Origin of the sequence: Geothrix oryzisoli, assembly GCF_022808865.1 — a bacterium.
In the GTDB taxonomy this organism is placed as follows: Bacteria; Acidobacteriota; Holophagae; order Holophagales; family Holophagaceae; genus Geothrix; species Geothrix oryzisoli.
This window is the reverse complement of record NZ_JAKZLB010000002.1, coordinates 38,861-65,485: the sequence shown is the minus strand read 5'-3', so window position 1 is coordinate 65,485 and position 26,625 is coordinate 38,861. Positions and strand designations below refer to the sequence as shown.

Here is a 26,625-nt window from a genome sequence, read left to right as displayed (position 1 = left end):
GGGCCAGGTATCAAGAGGTGATGTGAAGCACTAAAAGGGGGCCATTTGATGGGTGCGCACGGTGTTTTCTTGACGATGCGTCAAGTATGGCGTTGGGCCGCACTCGGTCCCCGCAGCGGGTCAGGATGCGGGGCCTCGCCCGGCCAGCCGGCCCGCACGTCCACGCGGTTGTCGTAGAAGGTGCTGCCGCCGCCGCGGTCCGTGAGGCGCTGGGAGGTGAGGGCGTTGACCGTGCGGTCGCCGGGCGCGTGGCGGCGCCACCACACCCCCTCGGCCACGGCGACCCCGGCGGGCACCTTGTCCGTCACCTCCAGGGTGAAGGCCACTTCGCCCAGGCCGTTGAACGCGGTCACCGGGCCGCCGTCCGCCAGGCCCCGGGCCTCGGCCTCGGCGGGGTTCAGCCGGAGGGCCATCCGGCCCATGCGCCGCCGCAGGTCCTCCCGCTCGTGGAAGGTGGAGTTGAGCCCCTGCACGGCCGGCGCCGTGACGAGCCGGAGCGGGTGCGGGTCCGCGTCACTGTGGGGCGGCAGGAAGCGGGGCAGGGGTTCCGGGTCGCGGGGGTTGAGGACCTCCACCTTGCCGCTGAGGGTGCCGAACCGGAGCGCCTGGCGGTGGGGGTCCAGCTCCACGGCGAAGCCCTCGGCGAGCCGGCCTTCGTCCATCCCCTCTCGCCACGGATGGGGCTCGGCCAGGAGGGCGTCGATGAGGTCGTCGGCGGACTGGGCGAACACGGCCTCCGTGAAGCCCATGGCCCGGGCCAGGGCCTGGAACACCTCGAGGTTGGAGCGGCTCTCCCCCACGGGCGCCACAGCGGGCCGCGCCCGCTGCACGCAGTAGGAGCCGAAGGCGCGGTAGAGGTCGCTGTGCTCCAGGGAGGTGGTGGCGGGCAGAACCAGGTCGGCGAACAGGGCTGTGTCCGTCATGAACCGCTCATGCACGACCGTGAAGAGGTCCTCCCGGGCTAGGCCGCGAAGCACGGCGTTCTGATCCGGCGCCACCACGGCGGGGTTCGAGTGGTAGACGTAGAGCGAGGCCACGGGCGGATCCTGAAGCTCGTTCAGGGCCCAGCCCAGGCGGTTCATGTTGAGGGTACGGACGGGGCCGGGCAGCAGGTCCTCGCGCTCGACGAGGCGCATGGGGAAGGCGCTCCCGGTGTTGGTGGATGCGAAGCCGCCGCCGCCGGGCTTGGCGTAGGCCCCCACGAAGGCGGGCAGGCAGGCCAGCGTGCGCAGGGTCATGGCTCCGTTCCCGTAGCGGGAGATCCCGTTCCCCGGGCGCAGGTGCGGATCGCGGGCGCGGCCGTAGGTTTCTGCCAGCTCACGGACCGTGGCCGCGGGTACGCCGGTGATCGCTTCCACCCGCTCCGGCGGGTAGTCCGGCAGGATGCGTTCCCGCAGCTCCGCCGCGCCCTGGACGTGGGCCGCGAGGAAGGCCTCGTCGCAGAGACCGAGGCGGTCCAGCAGGTGCAGGATCCCCAGGGCCAGGGCGCCGTCCGTGCCCGGGCGCACGAGCACCACGCGGTCGCAGAGGGGCGCGGTGGCGTGGGCGTAGGTGTCGATGAGCCAGACCTGCGCACCCTGCCGCTTGGCCTCGCGCACGGCGTGGAGGCCGTGGACGGTGGTGGCGGCCGCGTTGATGCCCCAGAGGAGAATGAGGTCGCTGGCGGCACAGGCGTCCGGGTGCGGCGCGGGCGTGGCGCCCATCACCAGGGCCCAGCCCTCGCTCTTGGCCGGCGAGCAGATGGTGCGGTCCAGCTTCGAGGCGCCCAGGCGGTGGAAGAAGGCATGCCCGGCGTTGCGCTGGATCAGGCCCATGGTGCCCGCGTAGGAGTAGGGCAGGATGGCCTCGGCACCGTGCGTGGCGATGATCCGCCGCCAGCGGTCGGCGATCTCCCCGAGGGCGTCGTCCCAGGAGACCGGCGCGAACGCTCCCCCGCCCTTGGCGCCGGTCCGGCGCAGGGGCGTCGTCAGGCGCTCAGGGTGATGCACCGTGTCCTGGTAGCGGTTCATCTTGGGGCAGAGGTTCCCCCGGGTGAAGGGATGGTCGGGATCGCCCGCCACTGCCACGGCGCGGCCGTCCTCCACCGTCACCAGGAGGCCGCAGGCGTCGGGGCAGTCGTAGGGGCAGACGGAGCGGTGGAGGCTGGTCGGCATGGGCCCTCCGGCGGAAGGCTCCATTGTCGCTTTTTTTGGAAAGAATCCCAGCCCCGCCGGGGCCGGGCAAGAGGGGGGCCGCCTGGTCGCCGCGGCCCCCGGGGATGTTGTTTTCAGGGGCCGGACGGTCCCGCCAGCCGGATCCGGGACTATCCTGGCGCCAGGATTCCCCATGGGCCACGCCTCCCTCCGACCCGGCCACGGCACCTACGAGCGCCTGGTGGCCCGTCTGAACCGCTTCCCCCAGGGCGCCCCGCCTTCCGAGCGGCTGTTCCAGATCCTCCGCCTCCTGGTCAGCGAGGAGGAGGCCGACCTGCTGGCCCAGGTGCCGATCCGCCCCTTCACGGCCCGCCGCGCCGCCGCCATCTGGAAGCTTCCGGAGACCCGGGCGCGGGCCGCGCTGGACGCCCTGGCGGAGCGCGCCATGCTGCTGGACTTCACCCGGGATGGAGAGACCCGCTACGTGCTGCCCCCGCCCATGGCGGGCTTCTTCGAGTTCTCCATGATGCGGGTCCGCGGCGATGTGGACCAGAAGGCCCTGGCCGAGCTGTTCTACCAGTACCTGAACGTGGAGGAGGACTTCGCGAGGGCCCTGTTCGCGAATGGCGCGACGCAGCTGGGCCGGGTCTTCGTGGATGAGACGGCCCTCCCCCGCGAGGCCAGCCTGGTGGTCCTGGACCATGAGCGGGCCAGCGAGGTGGTCCGCTCGGCGGGCGCCATCGGCATCGGTGCCTGCTACTGCCGGCACAAGATGGCCCAGCTGGGGAAGGCCTGCGACGCGCCCATGGACATCTGCATGACCTTCGGCACCTGCGCGGATTCCCTCACCCGGCACCATGTGGCCCGGCGGGTGGAGGCCTCCGAATGCCTCGACCTGCTCCAGCAGGCCCGGGAGCGGGGCCTGGTGCAGTTCGGGGAGAACGTCCGGGAGCAGGTGAGCTTCATCTGCAACTGCTGCGGCTGCTGCTGCGAGGCCATGATCGCCGCCCGGCGCTTCGCGTTCATGAAGCCCGTCCACACCACCAACTACCAGCCGGAGCTGGAGGCTACCCGCTGCCAGGGCTGCGGCAAGTGCGTCAACGCCTGTCCCGTCGAGGCGCTCAGCCTCGTGTCGGCCCACGACCCCCGCCACCCGGCGGCAAAGCGGGCCCAGCTGGACGAGGATCGCTGCCTGGGCTGCGGCGTGTGCGTCCGGGCCTGCCGGAGGGAGGCCATCCGCCTGAAGGCCCGCCGGGCGCGGGTGCTTACCCCGGCCAACACGGCGCACCGCACCGTCGTGATGGCCCTCGAGCGGGGTCAGCTGGCGGAACTCCTGGTGGACGGGCAGTCCGGCTACGGCCACCGCGCCGTCGGGGCCATCCTCGGCGCGGTGCTCAGGCTTCCGCCGCTCAAGCAGGCCCTCGCCTCCCGACAGCTGAAGTCGCGCTACCTGGACCGCCTGATGGCGGGGATGTGAGCGGATTCCGGGGAGGGCCCCCGGCCGCCTCGAAAGGCCCTTCCCCAGCCGGCTTCGCCGTTCCGGGGCCTTCCACCGTACGATGATGCCTACCATGCCCCGGACGCGCCCCATCCTCCAGCTCAGGACCAGGATCACCCTCCTGGTCAGCCTGATTCTGGGCCTGGCCCTGCTGGTGACGGGCGTCCTCGTGGACTGGAAGATGGAACAGCAGGCCCGGGAGGCTCTGAGCGGCAAGGTGATCCTGCTGTCCCGCCTCGTGGCCGAGGCGGAGACGGTGCGCGAAGGGCTGACGGGCCAGCGTCCTCCGAGCCAGGTCCAGGCCCTCGCGGAACGGATCCGGATCGAGGCGGGCGTAGATTATGTCGTGGTGATGGACATGAATGGGCTCCGGCTCTCCCATCCCAACCCGTCCCTGCTCGGGGCCCGGTTCGTCGGCGGGGATGATGCGGAGGTGTTCCGCGGGCAGTCCTACCTCTCCGTGGCTCAGGGGACGCTGGGCGTGTCCCTGCGGGCCTTCACGCCCGTCCGGCAGGGGGACCGGCAAGTGGGGGCCGTGGCCGTGGGCCTCCTCCAGTCGGGGGTCGACCGGGCGGTCGTGAGTGTGCAGAAGCGCATCCTGTTCGGGGGCCTCATCGGCTTTGCGGCCGGGATCCTGGGCGCTGCCTACCTGGCCGGTCGCATCAAGCGGATCCTGATGGGCATGGAGCCCCAGGAGATCTCCACCGTGCTCCAGCAGCGCAATGCCATGCTGCATTCGGTGCGGGAGGGCATCATCGGGGTGAACCGGGAGTTGGTGGTCACCATCGTCAACGAGGAGGCCCTGCGCCTGTTCGCGCTGGCGGGAAGCCACGGCGAGCTGGTGGGCCACCCGGTGGAGGAGGTCCTGCCTAGCTCCAGGCTCGGCACGGTCATGGAGACAGGGCAGGCGGAGTACGACCAGGAGGGCGACATCCTGGGGCTGAAGATCCTGACGAACCGGGTCCCCGTGCTGGTCAACGGCCGCATCACGGGAGCGCTGGCCACCTTCCGCGACATCACCGAGATGAACCGGCTGGCGGAGCAGCTGACCGGCGTCCGGCTGTACGCCAACGCCCTCCGCGCCCAGGCCCATGAGTTCATGAACAAGCTCCACGTGATCCTCGGCCTGGTCCGGCTGGAGGAGTACGACCGCCTCAAGTCCTACATCACCGGGGTGGTGGGAAGGCTGGATGACGAGGTGGGGTTCGTGGTGCAGCGGATCAAGGACCCCGTCATCGCGGGCTTCCTGCTCGCCCGGTTCGCCTCGGCGCGGGAGCAGAACATCCACATGGAGCTGGACCAGGAGGCCTCGCTGCCCCCCTGTCCCGATGACGCGGCCTCCCACGACCTGGTCACGGTGCTCGGCAACCTGCTGGAGAATGCCGTCGAGGCCATCGGCGACGGCGTCCGCCGCGAGATCCAGGTGTCCCTCCGGCCCGAGGGGGCGCTGCTGCACCTGTCCGTGGCGGACAGTGGTCCGGGGCTGCCCGAGGAGATCCTCTCTCAGACCTTCTCGCTCGGGTTCTCCACCAAGGGCGAAAACCGGGGCTTCGGCCTCTGGCAGGCCGCCCGGGCCATCGAGGCCCGGGGCGGGCGGCTGGTCGCCGAGAACCGCGAGGGCGGCGGCGCCCTCTTCACCGCCACGTTCACCCTCTTCCGAGGGGAGGAACCATGATCCGGGTGCTGCTGGTCGAAGACGATCCCATGGTGGCCGAGCTCAACCGGATGTACCTGAGCCGCGTGCCGGGCTTCGAGACGGTGGCCTCCGCGCGGAGCGCGGCGGAGGCCCTGGAGCTGCTCCGGAACCACACCGTGGACCTGCTGCTGCTGGACATCTTCATGCCCGGGCAGAGCGGCATCGACCTCATGGCGGCCATCCGGCGGCAGGCCCTGGATGTGGACGTGATCTTCGTGACCGCCGCGCGGGATGCGGCGACCATCGACCGGGCCCTGAAGCTGGGCGCGGTGGACTACCTCATCAAGCCCTTCGAGTTCGAGCGGCTCAAGCAGGCCCTGGAACGCTACGGCGAGACCCGCCGCCTGATCCGGGAGGGTCAGACCCTCGACCAGGCGGAACTCGACAAGCGCCTGGCCCGCCGGCCCGCGGAGGTGGTGAAGGGGGAGGGCCTTCCCAAGGGTCTGGACCGGAACACCCTGGACAAGGTGCTGCAGGCCATTTCCGCCTGGCCGGACACCCCGCCCTGGTTCACCAGCGAGGAGATCGGCCAGCAGGTGGGCATCTCCAGGGTTTCCGTCCGGAAGTACTTCGAGTTCCTCTGCACCCTCAAGGTGCTGCGCATGGAGCCGGGATACGGCACCGGGGGACGGCCGGTCCACCGCTTCCTGCTGCAGAGGGCCTACCTGCGCGAGGCGAAGCGGTATTTATGATTCTCCGGGGGTTCCGCGCTGCGCGCACACCCCCGGACCCCCGCGCTCAACCCAGCTGAGCCGGGTCTCGCTCGCGATTCTCCGGGGGTTCCGCGTCGCGCCTGCGAGACGGGCCTGCTTACAAAAGTTTCAATTCCTGGAATCAACTTCCAGAACGGCCATCCTCCGGCCTGGCGACCCAGAATGAGGAAAACCACCCGTAGGTCGCGTGAGCGGCAGGTCTGCTCGTCAGCGGGGGTCACGCCCCGGTCCGCACCTCCAACTTGGCATCTTTCCCACTGTGTTCACCTTCGGCCCTTCCGGGGCCGTCCGGTTCTCGTTTCCGGAGTTTCTGAAAGGACCATCCGCATGTTCAAGCGTGCCGCATCAAAACTGTACAACTGGGTCGCCGTCATGATCGTCCTCGGGGCGCTGCTGGGGCACTTCTACCCCGCCATCGCCGTGAAGATGCAGCCCATGGCCGATGGCTTCATCAACCTGATCAAGATGCTCATCCCGCCGGTGATCCTCTGCAGCGTCGTCCTGGGGATCGCGGGCTCCGGCAGCATCAAGAAGGCCGGCCGCGTGGGCGGGAAGGCCATCCTCTACTTTGAGATCGTCAGCACCCTGGCCCTGGTGGTCGGACTGGTCATGGCGAACGTGTTCGGGCCCGGGCGCAGCTTCCACGCCGACCCTTCAAAGCTCGATCCCAAGCTCGTGGCCAACTACGTGACCCAGGCGCAGCACCTGACCATCGCGGACCACCTGCTGAAGATGATCCCCAAGACGCTGTTCAGCGCCTTCACGGACGGTGACATCCTGCAGGTGCTGCTGATCTCCGTGCTGATGGGCTTCTCCCTGGCCGCCATGCCCGAGAAGTACAAGGCGCCCGTCCTCTCCATGATGGAGAACTTCAGCAAGATGTTCTTCGGCGTCATGCGCCAGATCCTCTACCTCGCCCCCCTGGGCGCCGGTGCCGCCATCGCCTACACCATCGGCAAGTTCGGCCTGAAGTCCCTGGTGCCCATGGCCCAGCTCATCTTCCTCTTCTACGCCACCTGCGCCGTGTTCATCTTCGTGGTGCTGGGCATCATCGCCCGGCTGGCGGGATTCAACATCTTCAAGGTGGTGGGCTACATCAAGAGCGAGCTCCTGCTGGTGATGGCCACCAGCTCGTCCGAATCCGCCCTGATCCCCCTCATGGAGAAGATGGAGAAGCTGGGCCTCTCCAAGTCCATCGTCGGCCTGGTGATCCCCACGGGCTACTCCTTCAACCTGGACGGCACCAACATCTACATGACGCTGGCCTCCCTCTTCATCGCCCAGGCGCTGGGCATCGAGCTGACCCTGGGCCAGCAGATGGGGATCCTGGTGGTGGCGATGATCACCAGCAAGGGCGCCGCGGGTGTCACGGGCTCCGGCTTCATCACCCTGGCCGCCACCCTGGCGGTGGTGCCCACGATCCCCGTGGCCGGCATGGCCCTCATCCTGGGCATCGACAAGTTCATGTCCGAGGCCCGCGCCATCACCAACCACATCGGCAACTGCATCGCCGCCGTCGTGATGGCCAGCTGGGAGAAGGAGCTCGACTGGGACCGGTTCCATGCCGTCCTCGGCAAGGCGAAGGACGCGACCCCCGTGGTCGAGGTGCCGGTCCTGGCCAACGAGATGGAATAGGGTTTCAGCCACCGAAACGCTCGTTTCACGCCGCAGAAAAGCCCCCGCCCCGCGGGGGCTTTTCTGCGGATGGGTGAGGGGGCATCGGGCTTCCTTCCTGGAGGTTCGGGCTAGAAGTTCGGAGTAATAGGCAAATCCGAAGCTCCGCCCCTCCCTAGACTTCCTTCTGTCGCCACGCAGATCGAGGCCCGATCTCACCCGGCACGGAGGAAGCCATGACCCTGAACGCTCTCGGCTACGCCGCCCAGTCCCCCACCTCGGACCTGGCCCCCTTTCCCTTCGAGCGGCGTGACCCCCGGCCCGACGACGTGGTGATCGACATCCTCTACTGCGGCGTCTGCCACTCGGACCTGCACACGGCCCGCAACGACTGGGGCTGGACCACGTATCCCATCGTCCCCGGCCACGAGATCATCGGCCGCGTGCGCGCCGTGGGTGCCGCCGTGACCCGCTTCAAGGCCGGCGATGCCGTGGGCGTGGGCTGCCTGGTGGACTCCTGCCGCCACTGCCAGCCCTGCGAGCACGGCGAGGAGCAGTACTGCCAGAACGGCTTCACCGGCACCTACGGCGGTACGGACCGCCACGACGGCCGGCCCACCCAGGGCGGCTACTCGGACCAGATCGTGGTGTCCGACCGCTTCGTGCTGAAGGTGCCGGACAGCCTGGACCTCCGGGGCGCCGCGCCGCTCCTCTGCGCCGGCATCACCACCTGGTCGCCCCTGCGCCACTGGAAGGTCGGGAAGGGCAGCCAGGTGGCCGTGGTGGGCCTCGGCGGCCTGGGCCACATGGGGCTGAAGCTGGCCAAGGCCCTGGGCGCCGAGGTGACCCTCTTCACGCGCTCCCAGGGCAAGGAGGCCGATGCCCGGCGCCTGGGCGCGGACCGGGTGGTGCGGTCCACCGATGCCGCCCAGATGGCCTCGGTCGCGGGCCGCTTCGACCTCATCGTCGACACCGTGCCCTACGTCCACGACCTCAACCCCTACCTCTCGACCCTGGCCACGAACGGCACCCTGGTGCTGGTGGGCTACCTGGGCGGGCTGGAGCCCCTGCTCAACACCGTGCCCATGGTCCTCGGCCGCAAGTCCGTGGCGGGCTCCCTCATCGGAGGCATTGCCGAGACCCAGGAGATGCTCGACTTCTGCGGCGAGCACGGCATCACGTCCGACGTGGAGGTCATCCGCATGCAGGACATCAACGGAGCCTACGAGCGCCTGCTGAAGAGCGATGTGAAGTACCGCTTCGTCATCGACATGGCCTCGCTGAAGGGCTGAAGAAACCACAAGGAGAACTCACATGAAGATGCGAACACTCGGTATCAACGGCCTGAATGTCTCCGCCCTCGGCCTGGGCTGCATGGGCCTGAGCTTCGGACTCGGCCCGGCCGTCGACCCGCAGGAAGGTGTCGCCCTCATCCGGGCCGCTGTGGAGAAGGGCGTCACCTTCTTCGATACGGCCGAGGTCTACGGGCCCTGGGTGAACGAGGAGCTGGTGGGCGAGGCCCTGGCGCCCTTCAAGGGCCGGGTGGCCATCGCCACCAAGTTCGGCTTCGCCATCGACCAGGTCGCGGGCCAGAACCCGGGCGGCCTGAACAGCCGGCCGGAGCGCATCCGGGCCGTGGCCGAAGCCTCCCTGAAGCGCCTGCGCGTCGACGCCATCGACCTCTTCTACCAGCACCGCGTGGATCCCGAGGTGCCCATCGAGGAGGTGGCTGGCACGGTCAAGGACCTCGTCCGGGAAGGCAAGGTCAAGCACTTCGGCCTCTCCGAAGCCGGCGCGGCCACCATCCGGAAGGCCCACGCCGTGCAGCCCGTGGCGGCCCTCCAGAGCGAGTACTCCCTGTTCTGGCGGGAGCCGGAGGCGGAGATCATCCCCACCCTCGAGGAACTGGGCATCGGCTTCGTGCCCTTCAGCCCCCTCGGCAAAGGCTTCCTCACCGGCAAGATCGACGAGACCACCACCTTCGATCCCACCGACTTCCGCAACATCGTTCCGCGGTTCACCCCGGAGGCGCGCAAGGCGAACCTCGCCCTGGTGGAGGTGCTGAAGGGTCTGGCCGCGGCGAAAGGTGCGACCCCGGCCCAGCTGGCCCTCGCCTGGCTGCTGGCCCAGAAGCCCTGGATCGTCCCGATTCCGGGCACGACCAAGCTGCATCGGCTTGAGGAGAACCTGGGAGGCGCCGCCCTCGACCTGACCGCCGAAGACCTGAAGGCCATCGAGACCGCCGCCGCCCAGGTCGAACTCCAGGGCGCCCGGTACCCGGAGCACCTGCAGAAGCTGGTGGGCCGCTGACCGGACCGCGGCTGGACCGGAGCCAGGGCGCGGGTCGGACTGCCCTGGCTCCTGGCCCCGGTATTCACGAACCAGGCAGGGAGCACACATGGGCCTTTCCGAAGCCGCCAACCGGAATCATGAACGCTGGTTCCCGGGCCATCAGTCCACCCTGAAGGTCACCGACCCGGAGTTCATCGAGCTGTTCGACCATTTTGCCTTCGATGAGGTGGCCTCTCAGGTCACCCTGGACGACCGGACCCGCCTGATGGTCATCCTGGCGGCCCTGATCGCGGGCCAGGCGCTCGGGGAATACAAGCTCATGCTCCGGGCCGCCCTGACCGTGGGCGTCACGCCGGTCGAGGTGAAGGAGGTCGTGTACCAGGCGGTGCCCTACTGCGGCATCGCCGTGGTCTTCGACTTCCTCCACGCCACCAACGAGATCCTGGTGGGCGCCGGGGTGCGGCTGCCGCTGGAGGGCCAGTCCACGACCACGCGCGAAACGCGGATGGCGCGGGGCCTGGTGGTGCAGAAGGCGATCTTCGGCGAGACGATCGACCGGATGCGGGAGGCCTCGCCGGCCGACCAGCTCCACATCCAGGACCACCTGACCGGCAACTGCTTCGGGGACCACTACACGCGGACGGGGCTGGACCTGCGCCTGCGGGAGCTGCTCACCCTGTCGATGCTGCTCGCGCTGCGGGGCTGCGAAGCCCAGGTGAAGGGGCACATCCAGGGCAACCTCCAGGTCGGCAACGACCGGGCCACCCTGGTGGGCGTCATCACGCAGCTGCTGCCCTACCTCGGCTATCCGAGAACCCTCAATGCTCTGCGCTGCCTGAACGAGACCCTGCCCGCATCCGAGTAGGCCCGGGACCGCCCGGCCGCGGGAAACGCCGCGACCGGACCACCGGGCTGGTCCGTAAGGAGACAATGGCTCATGGCCCGCCCCTCGACGCCACCCCTTCCCCAAGGTTCCCAATCGGAGCCCCTTCGGCCGGACCTGGCCCGGCTCGCGGATCTGCTGCTGGCCCACGCTCCCTATGACGGCACTTTCGAGCTGCGGCTTCCGGGCGTCCACGCCTCCCGGGCCTCCCGGGCCCACAAGGATTTCCACCACGCCGTGCAGCGGCCGGCGCTCTGCCTGGTGGCCCAGGGCGCGAAGCGGGTGATGCTGGGGCAGGAGCTCTACGAGTACGACGCCTCGCGGGTGCTGGTCTATTCCGTGGATGTGCCCGTGTCCGCCCAGGTCACCCAGGCCAGCCTGGAGGCGCCCTACCTCGGCGTCCGGATCGACCTGGATCCGGCGCGGATCGCCGACCTGACGGCCAGGGTCTACCCCCTCGGCCTCCCCCGCCGGGGCGAGGGCCGCGCCATCTGCGTGGATCAGCTGGACGCGCCGGTGATCAACGCGGTGGTGCGGCTCCTGGAGCTGGCCTCCCGACCCGACGAGGCGGAACTGCTGGCTCCCCTCGTCCTCGACGAGATCCTCATCCGGCTCCTGCGGAGCCCGCTGGGCCCGCGGGTGGCCTTGATCGGCCAGGAGGAGAGCCAGCTCCACCGGGTCGCCAAGGCCGTGTCCTGGGTCCGCTCCCACTTCGACCAGCCCCTGGACGTGGAGCGCCTGGCCACCCTGGTCCACATGAGCCCCTCCTCCTTCCACCAGCACTTCAAGGCCGTCACCGCCATGAGCCCCCTGCAGTACCAGAAGGCCATCCGCCTCCAGGAGGCGCGGCGCCTCATGCTGCTCACTCGCCTCGACGCCGGTACCGCCGGCCGCCGCGTGGGCTACCAGAGCCCCTCCCAGTTCGCCCGGGAATACGGGCGGTACTTCGGGAGTGCGCCGACCAAGGACGTGGCGCGGCTGCGGGAGCAGGCGGAGGGGCTGGGGGCGGGGGAGTGAATACCAGAAGCCTCGCGGATGCGGTTCGGCGGCACCCTCGGTGATGGGAGTCCCTCCGCATCACCCTTCGGGTGACGCTCCGGCCGCGCGAAAGGCCGGCACGCCGCTTAACGCCTCCGGCAGTCCACCGGATTGCCTCCGGCTGCGGCCACCTGCCAGCATGTCAGCGATTTCGAGTCTCGCCTTTTACCACAACAAAATGAGGCCCCGAATGAGAGGCGCTTGGCGTGTCGCTGCTGGGCACGGCGCCGATCCTCCGGGCAGGACATCAAGTCCTGCCCTCCGGGCGCCTGCCTGCCCGCAGCGGCAATACCACCAAAGACAAGCCCCCGCGGGCGGGGGCTTGTCTTTGGTGGAGGTGGTGTCCGCCAAATCGTGCGACTAAGGATTTCTGATTACAGCATTAGGTGCAACAAGGTGGTCAGAGTTGCCCCCAATGTTGCCCCCAGGATTTACGGTGTGGGGGCAGGAGGATTCAATTCAGCCGCCCTTCCATCGACTCGATCCGCCTCGACAGCACCTCGAGGTGTTTGATTGCACCGGTGAAGTATAGGGTCATCCGGCGGTGATGCTCGACCAGGAGCCGGTAGAAGGTCGCGCGGTGCATGCCCTTCGGCTTCTTTGGAATGGCGCCGCCGACGTTGCCGCCCCGCCCCTCTATGCGTTGGCGAATCCGGGTAGCCCTCCGATGGGCCCGTGCGGGCGCGGCTTCGCGCTGGCTGGGGTAGGCTAGTCCTAGACATCGTCGGCAGAGAAGGTTGGCCCCGCAGTAGAGGATGGCGACACGCCGCCCGCACCCCACCGCGGGGCACAGGAACCACGGGCGCTCGCCGCCCAACGTGCATCGCGACCACACGAGCGGAACCGAGGCGGTCACCTTCGACCTTTCATTTTCTGACCTAACGAACTGGTAGCTGAGCACCAGCACACCGGCTCCGACTTTCATGACTGCCGAACCCACGACCTTGCCTTGCACCGTCCAGGTGCAGGTCGCGTCGCACGAGATTCGGAAGTCGACCAGGTGAGCCAAGGCTCTGACGTCGAGCGGCAGGAGGTCCGTGGTAAGTGGACGTCGATCGAGGTGCCTCAACAGCCCGCTTCCGACTCCGCCCATCTGCTCACCTTCTCCGAAATTCATTTGCAAGTCGAATCTTTCCCCGTCTGCGTGCGGAGGCGGGGACGTTCAGGCCCCGCAGGATCCCCAGGACGCGCAACCGATGACTCCCATCCAGCAGGGCCTGGGCGCTAGCCTCGAGCCGGGTGTCATCCCATGAAGGGTCAAGGGTGTCCCCCTTGAGGATGTAGTTGAGCCACCTTCCGGCGCCACCAGGCCGCCTGCAGGGAGAACTATCCTGCCCTTGGGGGCTCGCCCCTGGGACGAGGTCCAACCAGGCCTCCACGAGCCAATGGGCGGCCGCAGCGACCTCGCAGGGAGATGGACCGACGAGGAGGAGGTGCGCGTGGGGCAAGGGGCACCCCTCACCCATCGGTCCGACCTCCGTCGCCATCAACACGCCGACCCTGCGGACGTGCCCGGCCGCCGCTTTCCAGGCGTGCCTGCGGAACAGCAGAGATAACCATCCACGCAGTTCGGCCTTCCGGGCTGCCAGGGCCTCGTCCCCGCCTGAACAGGTCAAAGTCACCGACATGATCTCGCCCTCGGGCCTGCGGAGGGCTTCGACCTTGGCGCCCCACATGAGGAACATTCGACGCCGCCATTTCGGCTGGCATACCGGGCAGAAGCGCAGGTTACAGGGATAATCGCGCAGGCCCCCCGCAGCATCGGCGCGGAGGACTCCGCAGCAACGGAGCGCCTTGACCTGCCGGGTGAAGCCACCGATCTCCTCAAGCCGATCCGCCAGCACCAGGGCGGCCCTGTGCCGCTCGGCTCGCGGGTCCGAACTGGCTCTATTATCAAGATGGTGCATCGTCTCCCCCAGGCGCTGTCAAAGGCCAGCCAGGGCAGCGCCTAGCCGAACAGCCCTCTCATCCCTCCCTCGTGCCCTTCGACCAACCGGACCGACTCAGGTCTCCTGGTCCTGCTCCACGGCCCTGGCCCGCTTCCGCATGGCCTCCAGTCGCGCAACAAGGGCGCGGATCTCCTGGTCGGGCATCCCGGAAATGCGTGCCCGGTTCAAGGCGATGACCTCTGACTCAGGCCAAGCCACGCAATTGGCGCCGAGAATCACGGCGCGCGTGAAAAGACCCCGATCAATGTCCGAGTAATGCGTGCTGCGGGATCGTCCCCGGGCCCGGAGAACCTCAGGAAGGCGCAGAAGCGTGCAGGCTCTCAAGGAGTCCGACGCAGCCTCAGATGCAGGTTCGCAGCTCGTCATGGTCGGGGTCATGTCATCTCCTGGCGTCCGGCGGCATCCCAGGCCGTCTGATGTCAAAGCCTCGGTCGATCCGTTCCTGCAGAATTTCGACCAACCTCCACTTCCAGCGATTCGCCGGGGGTCAGTCCATCGAGGTTCTAGCCGCCAGGGTCGCCTAGACCCAGGGCACCACTGGTTGCCTCAAGCGGGCCTGGATTTGGGGCTTCAAGCGCCGCTGTGCAGCCAACCTGGCTTCCTCCGGGAGTGAGCCGAAGGCTGAACCGTCCGCGACGCCCGCTGCCTGGAAGAGCCTCTGCCACGCCCGTTGGACCTTGATGGCCCGCCGGACGGGATCCGGCCCAAGGGCCAACTCCCTCGGGACCTCCCCGCCGACAGCCGCCTCCTGGACCAGGGCGATGAACCGCTCGAATATTGTGGGTTTGATCTCGCGTCGGAAGGTCTGGCTCTGGCGCGCGGACCTGGGTCCGAGGGTTCGCTCGAAGGCCACCACACAGCTGAACGCGAAGGCATCTCGGAGGGAGCAATTTCTCCGACGTTCATTGAAGGTGGTGCGGCCCCCACGGTCGGCCCCGCCTGCCTCCAAGAGCAGGGTCTCCTCCGCGAAGCCCAGGAGTTCGAGCAACGGCCGAGGCTTGGGCGTCCATGCCGGAGTATCCGTCATCGGTCGCTTCCTATCCAACGGGTCCACCTCAAGCAGCGGGTTGAGCCCGAGGGGTGCAGGCTGGAAGTGGTCAGGCACGCCATTCAGGAGGATCCGTGGCCTTTGTGGAGGCGGCGCGAAGCAGGCGCCATCCGCCTCCAACCAGCACGCCTTGAGGCGGGCACAACGAGCCTCTCCCGACCTTCCTTCCCTGGCGGGAAGGCGGGACGCAGCCGCCAGCATGGGCAGACGGGCCACCCATTGACGGGCCTCGTGGGTCCAACTCTTGATTCGGGTCCGAATCTTTTCCTGGCCCCCCACGGTCAGTTCCCGGTCGCCCAGGGCCGAAAGGATCTCGAGCAGGGAGCCGAAGTCGGAGGTGATGCACTTCACCCGGACCGAGTGGGCCTGCTCGAAGAGACCTTCTCGGTAGGCGTCGATGATGGCCACCACTTGCCTCATTGCCGTCCCGACTCGCGCTAAATCCGCCGACTGTAGGGGCCGTCTATCGGCCCCTCGGGATTCTCGGATCGCCCGCCCCAGGAGGTTCCTGATGGACTCGAGACGGTCCTGCTCGTTGCGGCGGAGATCAGCCATCGAGCCCCTCGACCAACGAGGTGGGGGGGGCCAGGGCTGGTCCCGAGACCAAGGACTCCTCCACGGGGTGAGGGGCCATTTTGAGATAACTTCACCTCGGAGTCGATGCTTCCGCGTCCGGGATCAGTGGCCCACCACCACCCAGACCGGGCGCCCTTCCTTCACGGCCTGCCGGAGCGAGCGGCAAGCTGCGGTGGCGGTTGTGCTCTCCAGGGCAAGGCCATCGGTGGCTACGAGGAGCACCTCCGCGTGCGGCGGCATGGACGGCAGGCCCATCGGGGCCTCCGAGGCTTCTGCGACCAGGTCCACCGGGAGGGTTACTTCAAAGCCCTCGCCTGTTTCAAGGGCATGTTGGCTGACTCCGAGGGACCTCACGAGGAGCGGCCAGGTGCTCTCCCGGGGAACAGACTGGCCCTTTTCCCAGGCCGAGATCGCCGCCTGCCCGACCCCGATCCGGGCTCCGAGAGCGCGTTGGGTCAGGCCCATTCGTTCCCGGGCGAGCCAGAGCCGCTCGCTGAGGGCCCGGGGCTGCTTCGGCGCACGCCGGCGCGGGGGGCGAGGTGCACCCTTCATGGCAATCCCTGTTCGACACAAACAATTTGTGTTGGCGACAGGGTGGCCCCCTCGCTCCGGGAACAGGAGCGGGGAAGGCGGCGCGCGGCCATTCCCTGATTCTACAGGGCCAGACTTCTTCGCCTGGGCAGAGTTCTCCGGCAAACTGTCCAACACAAACTAATTGTGTTGGAGCGTTCATGTCCGACCCGGAATTCACTCTGGAGCCCTCGTCCGTGACGGAAGCCAAGCCCAAGCGGGGGCGGCCCAAGGGCAGCGGGAAGAAGATTGCAGCGGAACCGGTGGCGACGGCCCCTGAGTTGGAGTTGTCCACCGAGGAGAGCGCCAACTACCTGCACCGGGCCACGCGCCTAAACAACCCACCGGCTGGACTGGCCGCCGAGGGTCGCGCCGCGGAGCCGCCGCGGTTGGCCTACGCTTACAACCCCCATCGGCCGCCCACGCTCCGCTTTGATGGCACCGGTCAGGCCGATCGCGCGACTGAACTGGCGGCCCTGGTCAGCGAACGCCAACTGTCGGCTTCGGAAGCGGAGGAGTTGAAGGCCCTGCTCAGCGTCCAGGCCCCCTGGATCGAGTGGGCCGGCAAGCGCGAGGCCGAGCGGTTCGAGGTGGACCCGGTGGCCCTACACATCCACGAGCGGGTGAGCACCCAGGCCATCCTGCGGGCGGTGCAGCGCCAGGACCTTGAGCGCGGGCTATTCGCCGACCCCGAACTGGACCCCGCCAAGGAACTGCAGTTCTACCGTTACCCGGTGGATTGGGCCAACCGCATGGTCCTGGGGGACAGCCTGCAGGTGATGGCCTCCCTGGCCCGGCGCGAGAACCTGGCTGGACAAGTGCAGACGATCTACCTGGACCCGCCCTACGGCATCAAGTTCTCTAGAAATTTCCAGGTTGAGGTTGGAGACAACGCCCACCGTGAAACAGAGAGGGACCAAGATCTGACGCGTGAGCCTGAGATGGTGCGTGCCTATCGCGACACCTGGACGTTGGGCGTGCACTCCTACCTGGCCTATTTGCGCGACCGCCTGATGATCGCCAAGGAACTCTTGGCAGACTCCGGCAGCATCTTCGTGCAGATAAGCGACGAGAACCTGCACCGCTTGCGGTTAGTGATGGATGAGGTATTCGGGATCGAAAACTTTGTCTCACAAATCCAAGTTCAAAAAACTGGAACACAGACTGGAGAGTTTCTAGTTCAGAATTCAGATTTTGTTCTGTGGTATGCGAAAAATAAGCAACAAGCTAAATTCTATCAACTGTTTGTGGATCGGAAAAACGATCGCTTGAGGGTCTCTGACGAAGATTCAGATGGATGGTCCCCAGACCCTATAACTTCAGACGGATCCCGAACGACCACGACCGTCGATTTTCCATTCCAGGGACAAGTTTTCCACCCAGGTGCGAACCGCCATTGGGGGGTAGACACCTCTGGCCTAGAGCGCGCAGCGAAAGCAGACAGAATCGTTCGTCTTCAATCCCAAATTCGATTTAAAAAATACTTTGACGATTACCCAGTAACCCCAATCGGTCCTACCTGGACGGATGTCGGCGGTGCGACCAACAAAGTGTATGTGGTCCAAACAGCAACCAAGGTTATTGAACGTTGCCTGCTCATGACCACAGATCCTGGTGACCTCGTCCTGGATCCCACCTGCGGCTCGGGCACCACGGCGTATGTGGCAGAACAATGGGGGCGGCGCTGGATCACCTGCGACACCAGCCGCGTGGCTCTGTCCCTGGCACGGCAGCGGCTCATGACGGCGAAGTTCGACTACTACGCCCTGCGCCCCATCACCGACGAAGACCATGCACGGAATCCCGATGGTGCCTGGCTGAAGGAGCCGAACTCAGGTGAGGCGCGCACCCTCGACTGCAGGACCGTGCCCCATGTGACACTGCGCCGCATCGCCAAAAACGCCGATCTCGACCCCATCTTTGCCCGGCATGAGCCCCTCTTGGAGGCCGCCCTGGCAGCCTGCAACGCGGCTCTGGCGGGAGTGACTCCCGAACTTCGCGCGAGCCTGAAGGCCAAGCTGCGGGCCAAGGAGCGGGGTGAGGGCAAGCGCGCAGTGACAGATGCGGACCGCCGTCGCTGGCTGCTGCCACCGGACGGCAGGGAGCGCAGCGACGAAGCCAAGAAGCGTGCAACCGTCGACTTGGATTTCGTGGGTTGGTTCGCCTGGGAGGTGCCCTTGGACACGGATGAGGACTGGCCTCAAGCCCTGCGTGAGGGCGTGACGACCTACCGCGCCGCGTGGCGAGCGAAGATGGACGAAGTCAACGCCTGCATCGCAGCTAACGTGGCCGAGGAGGAACTGGTCGACCAGCCCAACCCGGTGCGTGGCATCACGCGGGTCAGCGGCCCCTTCACCGTAGAGTCCGTCCTGCCCGCCCTCGAAAGCCTGGAGGTCGATTCGCCCATCGAGGGCACCGAGGGTGACCTGCCCGTCTTCGACCCCGGCACGGCCCCCCAGAACGCCGAGGCGTTCCAGGAGCAGGTGCTGGGGTGGCTGCGCCGCCAGGGGGTAGATTTCCTCGACAACCAGCACCAGGACTTCGCGCGGCTCGAACCTCTAACGGGGCAGGCCGTCCTCCACGGCCAGGGCGCCTGGGGCGACCCGGAGCGACGCGTGGCGGTGAGCATCGGCCCCCGCATCGGCAACGTGACCGAGTTCCAGGTGGCTCAGGCGCTTCGGCTGGCCTATCAGCGGGGGTTCCAGGAACTGGTGTTCGCGGGGTTCGGCTTCGATGGCGTGGCCCAGGGCGCGATCCAGGCCCATGCCCAGGAAGGTGGGGAGGTGCGCACCCACCTGCTGCTGATCCGGCCGGACGTGGCCATGTCCGGGCTATTGAAGGAGGGGCCCGGGGCCCAGTTGTTCACGGCCATGGGCATGCCCCGCACTCGTCTCGAACGCCTTAAGGGCGGAGAGTTCCGAGTGCACATGGAGGGGGTGGACGTCTACAACCCCGTGGACCACAGCCTGACGGATACCAAGGCTGACAAGGTGGCAGCGTGGTTCGTGGACCAGGACTACGACGGCCGCGCCTTTTGCATCTCCCAGGCGTTCTTTCCCGACAAGACGGCCTGGGAGAAGCTGGCCAAGGCTCTCAAGAGCGCCGACGCCGAACGCTTCAAGGCGTTCGCGGGCACGGAGAGCCTTCCCTTCGCCGCCGGCAAGTATCGCCGTTGCGCGGTGAAGGTCGTGGACCTCCGCGGCAATGAGGTGATGGCGACCCACAGCCTCGATGCCGAGGGGAAACGGGCATGACCGACCAGGCCCCGATTCCTGTCCAGCCGGTCGCTCAGCCCATTCTCTGCTCTCCCTACGACGAGCCGGACACCCACTGGCACTACGACCGGGACCACCACCAGCACATCCAGCAGGATGGCCGGCGCCCCAGCCGCTATTGGCACCAGGGCAGCGTCACGGGCAGCCGCCAACGCAGCCTATTCATCGAGGAAGATGAGGACGACCTCCCGCTGGTGAACATGCTCCGCAGGAATGTGCGCGACTGGCGGGCGAGCGGCTATCCGCATGTGACCCCGGTGACGCGCCAGCTTCTACTTCACTGGAGCCGGGAGGACCGGGTGCGGCGCCTCTTCTTCTGCCAGCGGGAGGCGGTGGAGACGGTCATCTACCTGACCGAAGTGCTGGAGGCGGGCCACCGCGTCCGTCACCCCCAGGATGCCCAGGGGCGCCCAATCAAGGACGAATGGCTCCGCCTTGAGGAATTCCAGGCCCTGCTCCAGGGCGAGGTGCCGCGCTTCGCCCAAGACCTAATGAACGTCCCCCCGGCCCTCCTGGACCGGCCCTCCGACCCGGCTCTGGCCGCCCTGCGCCGCTATGGCTGCAAGATGGCGACCGGGAGTGGCAAAACGGTGGTGATGGCGATGCTCATTGCCTGGACGCTGTGCAATCGGGCCCGGAACCCCCAGAGCCAGCGCTTTCCCGGGGCTGTGTTCGTGGCCTGCCCGAATCTGACCATCAAGGATCGGCTGCAGGTGCTGCGCCCTGATCGGGCCGACAACTACTACCGCAAGTTCGACATCGTGCCCGAGGCCCTGATGCCGGAGATGCGGAAGGGCCGGGTCAAGGTGGAGAACTGGCACCAGCTGGCATTGGAAAGTGCGAACGTCGAGGACGGCGTGGCCTACCGCGTGGTGAACAAGGGGGAAGAGGACCCTGACACCTTCGCCCGCCGATTCCTGGGCGAACTGCACGGCCGCGGGCCCATCCTGGTGCTCAACGATGAGGCCCACCATGCCTACCGCCCGGCCCCGGTGTCGGAGGGCACACCACTCAGCGCCGAGGAGAAGGCGGACCTGGAAGAGGCGACCCAGTGGATCCAGGGCCTCGACCGGCTCAACCAGGGCGTGGGCGTGCGCTTCTGCGTGGATATGTCGGCCACCCCGTTCTACCTCAAGGGATCAGGGCATGTGGAAGGATCGCCCTTCCCCTGGCTGGTGTCTGACTTCGGCTTGGTGGACGCCATCGAGAGCGGGATCACCAAAATCCCCCGACTCCCTGTTGCCGATTCCACGGGGCAGACCGATGAAAGCGGCAAGCCTGACCCCAAATACTTCCGGCTGTGGGAACAGATCCGGGAGAGCCTGAAACCGGGCCAGAAGCTGTCGGGCGGTAAGCCGAAGCCGGACGTGGTCTGGACCCAGGCCGAGGGGGCTCTGAAGACCCTGGCCGACCAGTGGGAGGAACGATTCAAGCTGACCGAGGCTGCCACGCCAGGCCAGGAGAAGGTCCCGCCGGTCCTGATCGTGGTGTGCGACAACACAGACATCGCCCAACTCTTCTTCGAGCGCATCAGCGGCGAGACGGCCCTCAAGGAGGTCGACGGGGACGAGGATGAGGAGGCGCCGAAGCGGGCCAAGAAGAAGCGCAGCGTGGCCTACGGCCCGAGTGCATTGAAAGCCGCCTTCGCCAACACGCCAACGCGTCGGGTCACCATCCGCATCGACTCGAAGCTCCTGGCCGAGGCGGAGTCTTCCACGGGGGGCGGCCGGAAGGAGGCTGCCGAGGAACTGCGGCGGATCGTCTCCACCGTGGGCGTGAAAGGCGAGCCGGGCGAGCACGTCCGTTGCGTCGTGAGCGTCCAGATGCTCAGCGAGGGCTGGGACGCCAACACGGTGACCAACATCCTCGGCCTCCGCGCCTTCGGCAGCCAGTTGCTTTGCGAGCAGGTCGTTGGCCGTGGCCTGCGGCGTATGGACTACGAGCCCTACCGGGACGAGCGGGGGCGGCTCATGCTCCACGAGGAGTACGTGGATGTCTACGGGGTGCCATTCTCGGTCATCCCCTTCAAGGGGCGGCCGGTGAAGAAGGCCGCGCCGGAGGACAAACCCAGGCAACACGTGAAGGCGCTGCCGGAGCGGAAGGACCTCGAGATCGAGTTCCCCAACGTGGAGGGCTACGCCTTCGCGCTCAGCCGCAACGTCATCAAGGCGAATGTCGCCGGCATGGAGCCGCTCGGTCTGGAGCCGATGGAGGAGCCCACGGCGGTCTTCGTCGCACCCCAGGTCGGCTACGCCGAGGGCACCCCCAGCGGCTACGGCCAGTTCCCCACCGTTGCCCAGGATCGCCAGCATTACTACGAGACGACCCACCTGCAGACTCTGGAGTTCGAACTGGCCCGTCGGGTCGTGTGGGGGCTCCTGGAGGGCAAGGGCGACCAGCGGCTCAGCGCCCGCACCCAAGGTCGGCAGCAGCTGTTCCCCCAGGTCCTGCGGTTCGTGAAGGCCTACACCGCCACCAAGGTGGAGTGGAACGACTGCCACCCCGCCGAGTTGGGCCTGGACCGGTATATGGCCCGGTTGACGGACCGCTTCCTGACGGCCATTGAACCCGACGAGGCCAAGGGGGAGGAGGCCCTGGTGCCCATCCTCAACCGCTACCAAGCCAAGGGCACCACCGCTCGCGTGGACTTCAAGACCACCAAGCCCTGCCAACCCACCGAGGCCAGCCACATCAACCAGGTCGCCCTGGACACGAAGCAGTGGGAGCAGAGCGCGTCCTTCCACCTCGAACTTGCCGCCAAACAGGGCAAGCTCCGCTGCTATGCCAAGAACGAACGCCTGGAGTTCAACATCCCCTACGACTACGAAGGTCAGGGGCACAGCTACCAGCCGGACTTCCTGGTCCAGATCGAGCCCGGGCGCACCCTGGTCCTGGAGATCAAGGGGCAGGAGGATGACCAGGACCAAGCCAAGCACGAGGCCGCCCGGCGGTGGGTCCGTGCCGTGAACCGGTGGGGGGCCCTGGGGAAGTGGCGGTTCGAGGTCTGCAAGGCCCCGAACGAACTGCAGGCGCTCATCGGCAGGGTCAGGTCGGAAGGCTGGGCCTGAATCGCTAATGGCCGCGATTAGGCCCATTTAGACAACGAGTGTCATATCGCTTTCAGTAATTACTGATTCTGGGCTAAATGTCCCAGAGAACGGGCCCGGATCGATTCAACGCGAGTCCCACCCCCAGCCACTACGGAGGATTTCCCGTTCTTTAATCGCAGTCGCTCACCGGGAAGTGAAGACAGGAGTTCCCATGCCCACCCCTCGACCAGCACACCCTCTTCTTCACCTGCATCGGATCAACGTTCCCTGGGTGAACACTCCGGGCACCCTGCTGCTGGCCACCCCTCGCCGGCGGGCGCCGCGGGAGGACCAGGATGGCTGGCAGAAGGGCATTCTGGACGCGCTCCACGGGCTCCAGAACAAGATGGTGTTCCAACTGGCCAGCGAGAACCAGGTGGTTGATCGCCTGGGCCCCTATTCGGAGCGCAAGGGGGGGCCCGAGGGAGAGACGTTGGTCTGGTCCGGGTGGGAGTCGTTGATCCTGCCCTCCGAATGGCGGAACTGCGACCCGACTGGGCACGACGGCGCTCAGATCGAGTTCCTCCCGGTGGCGCCACCTGCGGATCCGCTCGACTGGGATCACCAGTTTCAATGGGCGGCCGAGGTGACGGTCCCAAGGCTCCTGAAGCAACTTCAGGAAGGCCGTGGCACGCTCTACTTCTGCCCCGAGGGGATGGCCACGGCCGGCCTCCTGCCGGCCCTGTTGTCACTCCTGTGGGACCCGATGGTCCACCCCCACAAGGTGGTCTTCCCCCTCGGGGCTTCCGGGCTTGGGCTGACCTCCTTTCAGCGCGGCATCCTGCTCGGGCTCAGTCTGGGCGACTGGCGGGCGAAGTTCAGCCAACCGAATCAATGATGGCAATCAGCCAGGCGCCTGTACCATCGCCTGCTCAATGAATGCCACACCATCGTGATTCTCGATGATTTTTAGGGCAGGCGTTGAAGACAGGGTGTGAACGCAGGCGTGATGGACGGTCAATACCGCATCTTGGAGGTCTTCATTGCCGGGGGCTTCAAGTGACTCCACGACCAGTCCAAGAGCCGTGGCCTTCTGCTTTGATATATGCCGAGCATGTGATTTGGTTAGGGCGTGATCACCTAACTCTCGCACGATCTTCTTTGCCCGGGCCTTTGCAGACCGGGTAGACAGGCCCTGGAACATTCTCTGTTCGAGCCAGTTAGCCACCATCTCCTGACTCATCACGGTCGCCTTCATGCATTCACCGATCAAGGTCGGGTCGTACTTCGCGATGATGGGCTGCCAAAGCGGAATCCTTGAAGCGTCCTTCGATATTTCTCGACCAGCTTGAGCGAACTCCTCCAGAATGCCGTGCGCGGGCATTCCAAATATTTGCGGGTCAATGGGGCCGATGCTTGATTGATCTCCCATTAGGATGCGGTTCGAGGCACACGCAACCATGGTCCCTGCGGACATGGCAATTTGCGGGACCACAACTCGAATATCTGTGAATTTGGCGTGAAGGTAATCCACTAGTGACTCCGTGGCGGCCAAGTCACCCCCCGGAGTGTGCATCAGTAAGTCGAGTCCCCGAGACCGATCTAAACGATGGATGACAGCCATGAAGCCATTTTTGTCCCCATCATGGATGCTGAAATCACGCCCATGACTTCGCTGGAGGTCCATTTTCTGGAGCCAACCGCTGTAGTAGACGATGACGTTTCTGCCGGTTAGGTCATGCAGCACTTTTAACGCGTTCCTCCGAACCTGATCGAAGGCGGTCATGTGGTGCATCTGGCCTATCTGCCGGATCTTCTGGATCTCGGCATTCAGATCATGCCAATTCGGCATTACTTCTCCTCAAACACGGAGGCAGAAGAGTCGGAGTACCGAAACCGTGAAAGAAGCGCCCCCGTCTTTGGATCGCGTAAGGGGGGTGCTGGAGTATCGATGGGTGCCTGGTACGCCGGGACATAAGGCGAATATTTGGCCATGTCCTTGAACACCTTGCTCACGTGAGCCAAGTCGAGGGTTGCGCCCGCCTTTCTTGCAGCCATGGGTGCCTCCGAACCTCAATTTAGGTGAACTTGAGAAAAAAAGTATCACAACCGCATCACGACCGGCCGTAAAACCGCCGATCATCGTTGATCGACGAGGCGGACCGCCGTCCAAAAGCAAGATGCTTACCTGGATGAATCGGCAACATTGGCTCGGATGCCGATGTATGGGACCGGCTGCTTAAGCCCCATTACCCGGGCCCCCCGCCCGAAGGGCGTCTAGATAGTCAGCCCACGCCTGCATCATCTTGCGCCGTTCCTCGAGGTGGGTCGTGCGGTTGTAGGCCCGGCCGTTGGGGTCGCGCACGGCATGGGCGAGTTGATGCTCGATGAAGTCGGCACGGAAGTTTAGCTTTTCTTCCAGGAGGGTCCGAGCCACGGCCCGGAACCCGTGGCCGCTCATCTCCTCCTTGCCGATGCCCATTCGCCGGAGGGCCGCCAGGATGGCGTTGTCGCTCATGGGGCGGGCGGTGCTCCGCGCACTTGGGAATACGAATCGCCCTCTCCCGGTGAGTGGCTGGACCTCTTTCAGGATGGCCACGGCCTGGGTGGCGAGGGGCACGATGTGCGGCGTCTGGGTCTTGGTGACGAGGTAGCGCCACTCGGCTGCGACGAGGTCGATGTCGGCCCACTCGGCATGGCGAAGCTCCCCAGGACGCACGAAGACGAGGGGGGCCAGGCGGAGGGCGCAGCGCACGATGAGGCCGCCCTCGTAGCCCTCCATGGCCCGCAGAAAGCCCGCAAGCTGCTCCGGGTCCGTGGTGGCCGCCATGTGCTTTCCTTGGGCCGGGGGGATGGCTCCCCGGAGGTCCGCTGAGGGGTCGCGTTCGGCCCGCCCCGTGGCCACCGCATACCGGAACACCTGCCCGCAGGACCCCAGGGCTCGATGGGCCGTCTCCAGGGCCCCGCGTGCCTCGATCCTGCGAACCACCTCGAGCAGTTGGGGGGCGGAGATGTCGGAGATCGGCCGATCCCCGATCCAGGGGAAAATGTCGCGGACGAAGCGCCGAAGGACGCCATCCCAGTATTTTTCTGTCTTGGTCGGAGCGAATTTTTTGACCCACTCCCTCGCCACGACCTCGAAGCTGTTGGCTGCACGGTCCGCCTTGGCTGCCTTCTTGGCCTTCCGGTGCTCCCCGGGGTCCACACCCTGGCTCAGCAGCTTCCGCGCCTCGTCCCGGCTCTCACGGGCCTCCTTCAGCCCCACGTCGGGGTAGACCCCCAGCGAGAGACGCTTCTCCTTGCCGTCGAAGCGGTATTTCAGGCGCCACCACCTACCCCCGCTCGGGGCGACTTCCAGGTAGAGGCCGCGCTCATCGTGGAGCCGAACAGGCTTCACGCCGGCCTTGGCTTTGCGCAGGGCGGCATCAGTAAGGGGCATGGGGGCAACTCCTTGGGGCGGGGCCCCAGTTGCCCCAAATCTTGCCCCCAGTTACCCCCGGATCGCAACGGATGCATTCGGACCCGGTCGGACTCCCGATGGCGCCGATTCGTTGAAATTGCTGGGTGAATCGGACGCCTTCGGATGCCCTCGGAAAACGTGCTGGTGGAGGTGGTGGGAGTCGAACCCACGTCCAAGACATGCCGGATGGCGGCTCTTCCACAGGCTTGGTCCGCTCTTGAAACCTCCCGGCGGGGAACGGACGAGCCGCTCGGGACGTGTGCCCCCTTATCTCGGCCGCTGTCAGGGGGCGTCGCGGCGGCCTATCTGGTGCCTCCGTCCGGCAGGCCGAAGCCACCCTTTCGGAGGTTTAACGAGCTCGGTACCCAGAGATCCCGAGGACTCGCTCGGAGCCTAGGTTGCCCTAGGCAGCGAGAGCCAGTTCGAAGTTATCGTTGGCAGTTTGATTTGGGCGGCTTGATGAGGGGGCCAGCCGTCCAACCCCCGCCTGCACCGAACACCTGGATCACGACCTGTCGAAACCGGTCACCCCCAAGGGTCGAGTGGCTTCTTCCTCCCCTCCTCGAAGGTTCGGTTGAAGCGGATCCTGAGTATGGGGAGTCCTCCCCGGATCCACAAGGTACGGGAGCTACTTCCCCTGCTTCCGCCGCGCGGTGACGGTCTCGCCGCCGATGCCCCAGTTGTCCGTTTCCACCTCGTCGATGGTCACCACGGTGGTCTGGGGGTTCTTGCCCAGCACGTCCACCAGGAGCTGGGTGGCGCCCTGGATGAGGCGGGCCTTCTGCTCGGCGGTGGCCCCGTCGCGGGTGATGCGGATGTTCACATAGGGCATGGCGGCCTCCCGGGTGGAAG

Annotated in this window: 18 protein-coding genes, 1 other RNA gene and 2 pseudogenes; 11 read left to right on the top strand and 10 right to left on the bottom strand. The window is 66.6% G+C overall.

Annotated features, from left to right (window positions below; genetic code table 11):
* Positions 1-80 precede the first annotated feature (80 nt).
* Positions 81-2,153, bottom strand: a complete 2,073-nt coding sequence (locus tag MLE43_RS05025) for a molybdopterin oxidoreductase family protein (RefSeq protein WP_243302381.1) — start codon at positions 2,151-2,153, stop codon at positions 81-83.
* Between the two features lie 172 nt (positions 2,154-2,325).
* Between MLE43_RS05025 and MLE43_RS05020 the strand changes: the two genes are divergently transcribed.
* The 8 genes from MLE43_RS05020 to MLE43_RS14775 all read left to right on the top strand — a co-directional run bounded on the left by MLE43_RS05020 (position 2,326) and on the right by MLE43_RS14775 (position 11,845).
* Positions 2,326-3,609 (top strand): 4Fe-4S dicluster domain-containing protein, encoded by a 1,284-nt coding sequence (locus MLE43_RS05020; protein ID WP_243302380.1) that lies wholly within the window; start codon positions 2,326-2,328, stop codon positions 3,607-3,609.
* A gap of 94 nt (positions 3,610-3,703) precedes the next feature.
* Positions 3,704-5,305, top strand: coding sequence for a DcuS/MalK family sensor histidine kinase (dcuS, locus tag MLE43_RS05015; RefSeq protein WP_243302379.1), 1,602 nt, complete (start codon positions 3,704-3,706; stop codon positions 5,303-5,305).
* Complete coding sequence (locus MLE43_RS05010; RefSeq protein WP_243302378.1) at positions 5,302-6,018, top strand: response regulator; 717 nt, start codon at positions 5,302-5,304, stop codon at positions 6,016-6,018. The genes dcuS and MLE43_RS05010 overlap by 4 nt, the downstream gene beginning before the upstream one ends.
* Before the next feature lie 348 nt (positions 6,019-6,366).
* Positions 6,367-7,674: a C4-dicarboxylate transporter DctA gene (gene dctA / locus MLE43_RS05005; RefSeq protein ID WP_243302377.1), complete on the top strand. Its 1,308-nt coding sequence runs from the start codon at positions 6,367-6,369 to the stop codon at positions 7,672-7,674.
* Positions 7,675-7,889: 215 nt separating this feature from the next.
* Complete coding sequence (locus MLE43_RS05000) at positions 7,890-8,945, top strand: NAD(P)-dependent alcohol dehydrogenase (protein WP_243302376.1); 1,056 nt, start codon at positions 7,890-7,892, stop codon at positions 8,943-8,945.
* Between the two features lie 22 nt (positions 8,946-8,967).
* Complete coding sequence (locus tag MLE43_RS04995; protein ID WP_243302375.1) at positions 8,968-9,963, top strand: aldo/keto reductase; 996 nt, start codon at positions 8,968-8,970, stop codon at positions 9,961-9,963.
* A gap of 88 nt (positions 9,964-10,051) precedes the next feature.
* Entirely contained in the window at positions 10,052-10,810 is a 759-nt protein-coding gene (locus MLE43_RS04990) for a carboxymuconolactone decarboxylase family protein (protein WP_243302374.1), read from the top strand.
* 72 nt (positions 10,811-10,882) lie between these two features.
* On the top strand, positions 10,883-11,845 hold the full coding sequence (locus MLE43_RS14775; protein ID WP_275976078.1) for an AraC family transcriptional regulator: 963 nt from the start codon (positions 10,883-10,885) through the stop codon (positions 11,843-11,845).
* A 475-nt stretch (positions 11,846-12,320) separates the two neighbouring features.
* Here MLE43_RS14775 and MLE43_RS04970 read toward each other — a convergent pair whose 3' ends face one another.
* The 5 genes and pseudogenes from MLE43_RS04970 to MLE43_RS15070 form a co-directional block, all read right to left on the bottom strand.
* Entirely contained in the window at positions 12,321-12,875 is a 555-nt protein-coding gene (locus tag MLE43_RS04970; RefSeq protein ID WP_243302373.1) for a hypothetical protein, read from the bottom strand.
* A gap of 1,126 nt (positions 12,876-14,001) precedes the next feature.
* A pseudogene (locus tag MLE43_RS15075) lies at positions 14,002-14,181 on the bottom strand (helix-turn-helix transcriptional regulator); the annotation flags it as partial.
* Between the two features lie 154 nt (positions 14,182-14,335).
* The gene (locus tag MLE43_RS04965) at positions 14,336-15,271 is read right to left on the bottom strand and encodes a hypothetical protein (RefSeq protein ID WP_243302372.1); all 936 of its coding nucleotides are present in this window, start codon (positions 15,269-15,271) and stop codon (positions 14,336-14,338) included.
* A gap of 270 nt (positions 15,272-15,541) precedes the next feature.
* Positions 15,542-15,694, bottom strand: coding sequence for a hypothetical protein (locus MLE43_RS04960; RefSeq protein ID WP_243302371.1), 153 nt, complete (start codon positions 15,692-15,694; stop codon positions 15,542-15,544).
* A gap of 78 nt (positions 15,695-15,772) precedes the next feature.
* Positions 15,773-15,991, bottom strand: a pseudogene (locus MLE43_RS15070) (helix-turn-helix transcriptional regulator); the annotation flags it as partial.
* Positions 15,992-16,170: 179 nt separating this feature from the next.
* Between MLE43_RS15070 and MLE43_RS04955 the strand changes: the two are divergent.
* The 3 genes from MLE43_RS04955 to MLE43_RS04945 all read left to right on the top strand — a co-directional run bounded on the left by MLE43_RS04955 (position 16,171) and on the right by MLE43_RS04945 (position 23,211).
* Positions 16,171-19,263 (top strand): site-specific DNA-methyltransferase, encoded by a 3,093-nt coding sequence (locus MLE43_RS04955; RefSeq protein WP_243302370.1) that lies wholly within the window; start codon positions 16,171-16,173, stop codon positions 19,261-19,263.
* The gene (locus MLE43_RS04950) at positions 19,260-22,352 is read left to right on the top strand and encodes a BPTD_3080 family restriction endonuclease (protein ID WP_243302369.1); all 3,093 of its coding nucleotides are present in this window, start codon (positions 19,260-19,262) and stop codon (positions 22,350-22,352) included. The genes MLE43_RS04955 and MLE43_RS04950 overlap by 4 nt, the downstream gene beginning before the upstream one ends.
* A 193-nt stretch (positions 22,353-22,545) precedes the next feature.
* Positions 22,546-23,211: a hypothetical protein gene (locus MLE43_RS04945; protein ID WP_243302368.1), complete on the top strand. Its 666-nt coding sequence runs from the start codon at positions 22,546-22,548 to the stop codon at positions 23,209-23,211.
* Positions 23,212-23,217: 6 nt separating this feature from the next.
* Here the strand turns inward: MLE43_RS04945 and MLE43_RS04940 are convergent, their stop codons facing one another.
* The 4 genes from MLE43_RS04940 to MLE43_RS04925 all read right to left on the bottom strand — a co-directional run bounded on the left by MLE43_RS04940 (position 23,218) and on the right by MLE43_RS04925 (position 26,605).
* The gene (locus MLE43_RS04940) at positions 23,218-24,165 is read right to left on the bottom strand and encodes an SDH family Clp fold serine proteinase (protein ID WP_243302367.1); all 948 of its coding nucleotides are present in this window, start codon (positions 24,163-24,165) and stop codon (positions 23,218-23,220) included.
* Between the two features lie 387 nt (positions 24,166-24,552).
* Positions 24,553-25,752, bottom strand: coding sequence for a tyrosine-type recombinase/integrase (locus tag MLE43_RS04935; protein ID WP_243302366.1), 1,200 nt, complete (start codon positions 25,750-25,752; stop codon positions 24,553-24,555).
* Positions 25,753-25,915: 163 nt separating this feature from the next.
* Positions 25,916-26,306: a transfer-messenger RNA gene (gene ssrA / locus MLE43_RS04930) on the bottom strand.
* Positions 26,307-26,401: 95 nt separating this feature from the next.
* Positions 26,402-26,605, bottom strand: a complete 204-nt coding sequence (locus MLE43_RS04925; protein ID WP_243302365.1) for a tautomerase family protein — start codon at positions 26,603-26,605, stop codon at positions 26,402-26,404.
* Between the last annotated feature and the right edge of the window lie 20 nt (positions 26,606-26,625).

Coding starts and splice junctions, on each gene's coding strand:
- MLE43_RS05025 (WP_243302381.1), bottom strand. CDS start 2,153: ATGCCGACCAGCCTCCACCGCTCCGTCTGCCCCTACGACTGCCCCGAC.
- MLE43_RS04925 (WP_243302365.1), bottom strand. CDS start 26,605: ATGCCCTATGTGAACATCCGCATCACCCGCGACGGGGCCACCGCCGAG.
- MLE43_RS05010 (WP_243302378.1), top strand. CDS start 5,302: ATGATCCGGGTGCTGCTGGTCGAAGACGATCCCATGGTGGCCGAGCTC.
- MLE43_RS05020 (WP_243302380.1), top strand. CDS start 2,326: ATGGGCCACGCCTCCCTCCGACCCGGCCACGGCACCTACGAGCGCCTG.
- MLE43_RS04990 (WP_243302374.1), top strand. CDS start 10,052: ATGGGCCTTTCCGAAGCCGCCAACCGGAATCATGAACGCTGGTTCCCG.
- dcuS (WP_243302379.1), top strand. CDS start 3,704: ATGCCCCGGACGCGCCCCATCCTCCAGCTCAGGACCAGGATCACCCTC.
- MLE43_RS04950 (WP_243302369.1), top strand. CDS start 19,260: ATGACCGACCAGGCCCCGATTCCTGTCCAGCCGGTCGCTCAGCCCATT.
- MLE43_RS04940 (WP_243302367.1), bottom strand. CDS start 24,165: ATGCCGAATTGGCATGATCTGAATGCCGAGATCCAGAAGATCCGGCAG.
- dctA (WP_243302377.1), top strand. CDS start 6,367: ATGTTCAAGCGTGCCGCATCAAAACTGTACAACTGGGTCGCCGTCATG.
- MLE43_RS04935 (WP_243302366.1), bottom strand. CDS start 25,752: ATGCCCCTTACTGATGCCGCCCTGCGCAAAGCCAAGGCCGGCGTGAAG.
- MLE43_RS04995 (WP_243302375.1), top strand. CDS start 8,968: ATGAAGATGCGAACACTCGGTATCAACGGCCTGAATGTCTCCGCCCTC.
- MLE43_RS04955 (WP_243302370.1), top strand. CDS start 16,171: ATGTCCGACCCGGAATTCACTCTGGAGCCCTCGTCCGTGACGGAAGCC.
- MLE43_RS05000 (WP_243302376.1), top strand. CDS start 7,890: ATGACCCTGAACGCTCTCGGCTACGCCGCCCAGTCCCCCACCTCGGAC.
- MLE43_RS04960 (WP_243302371.1), bottom strand. CDS start 15,694: ATGGGCCTGCCGTCCATGCCGCCGCACGCGGAGGTGCTCCTCGTAGCC.
- MLE43_RS14775 (WP_275976078.1), top strand. CDS start 10,883: ATGGCCCGCCCCTCGACGCCACCCCTTCCCCAAGGTTCCCAATCGGAG.
- MLE43_RS04945 (WP_243302368.1), top strand. CDS start 22,546: ATGCCCACCCCTCGACCAGCACACCCTCTTCTTCACCTGCATCGGATC.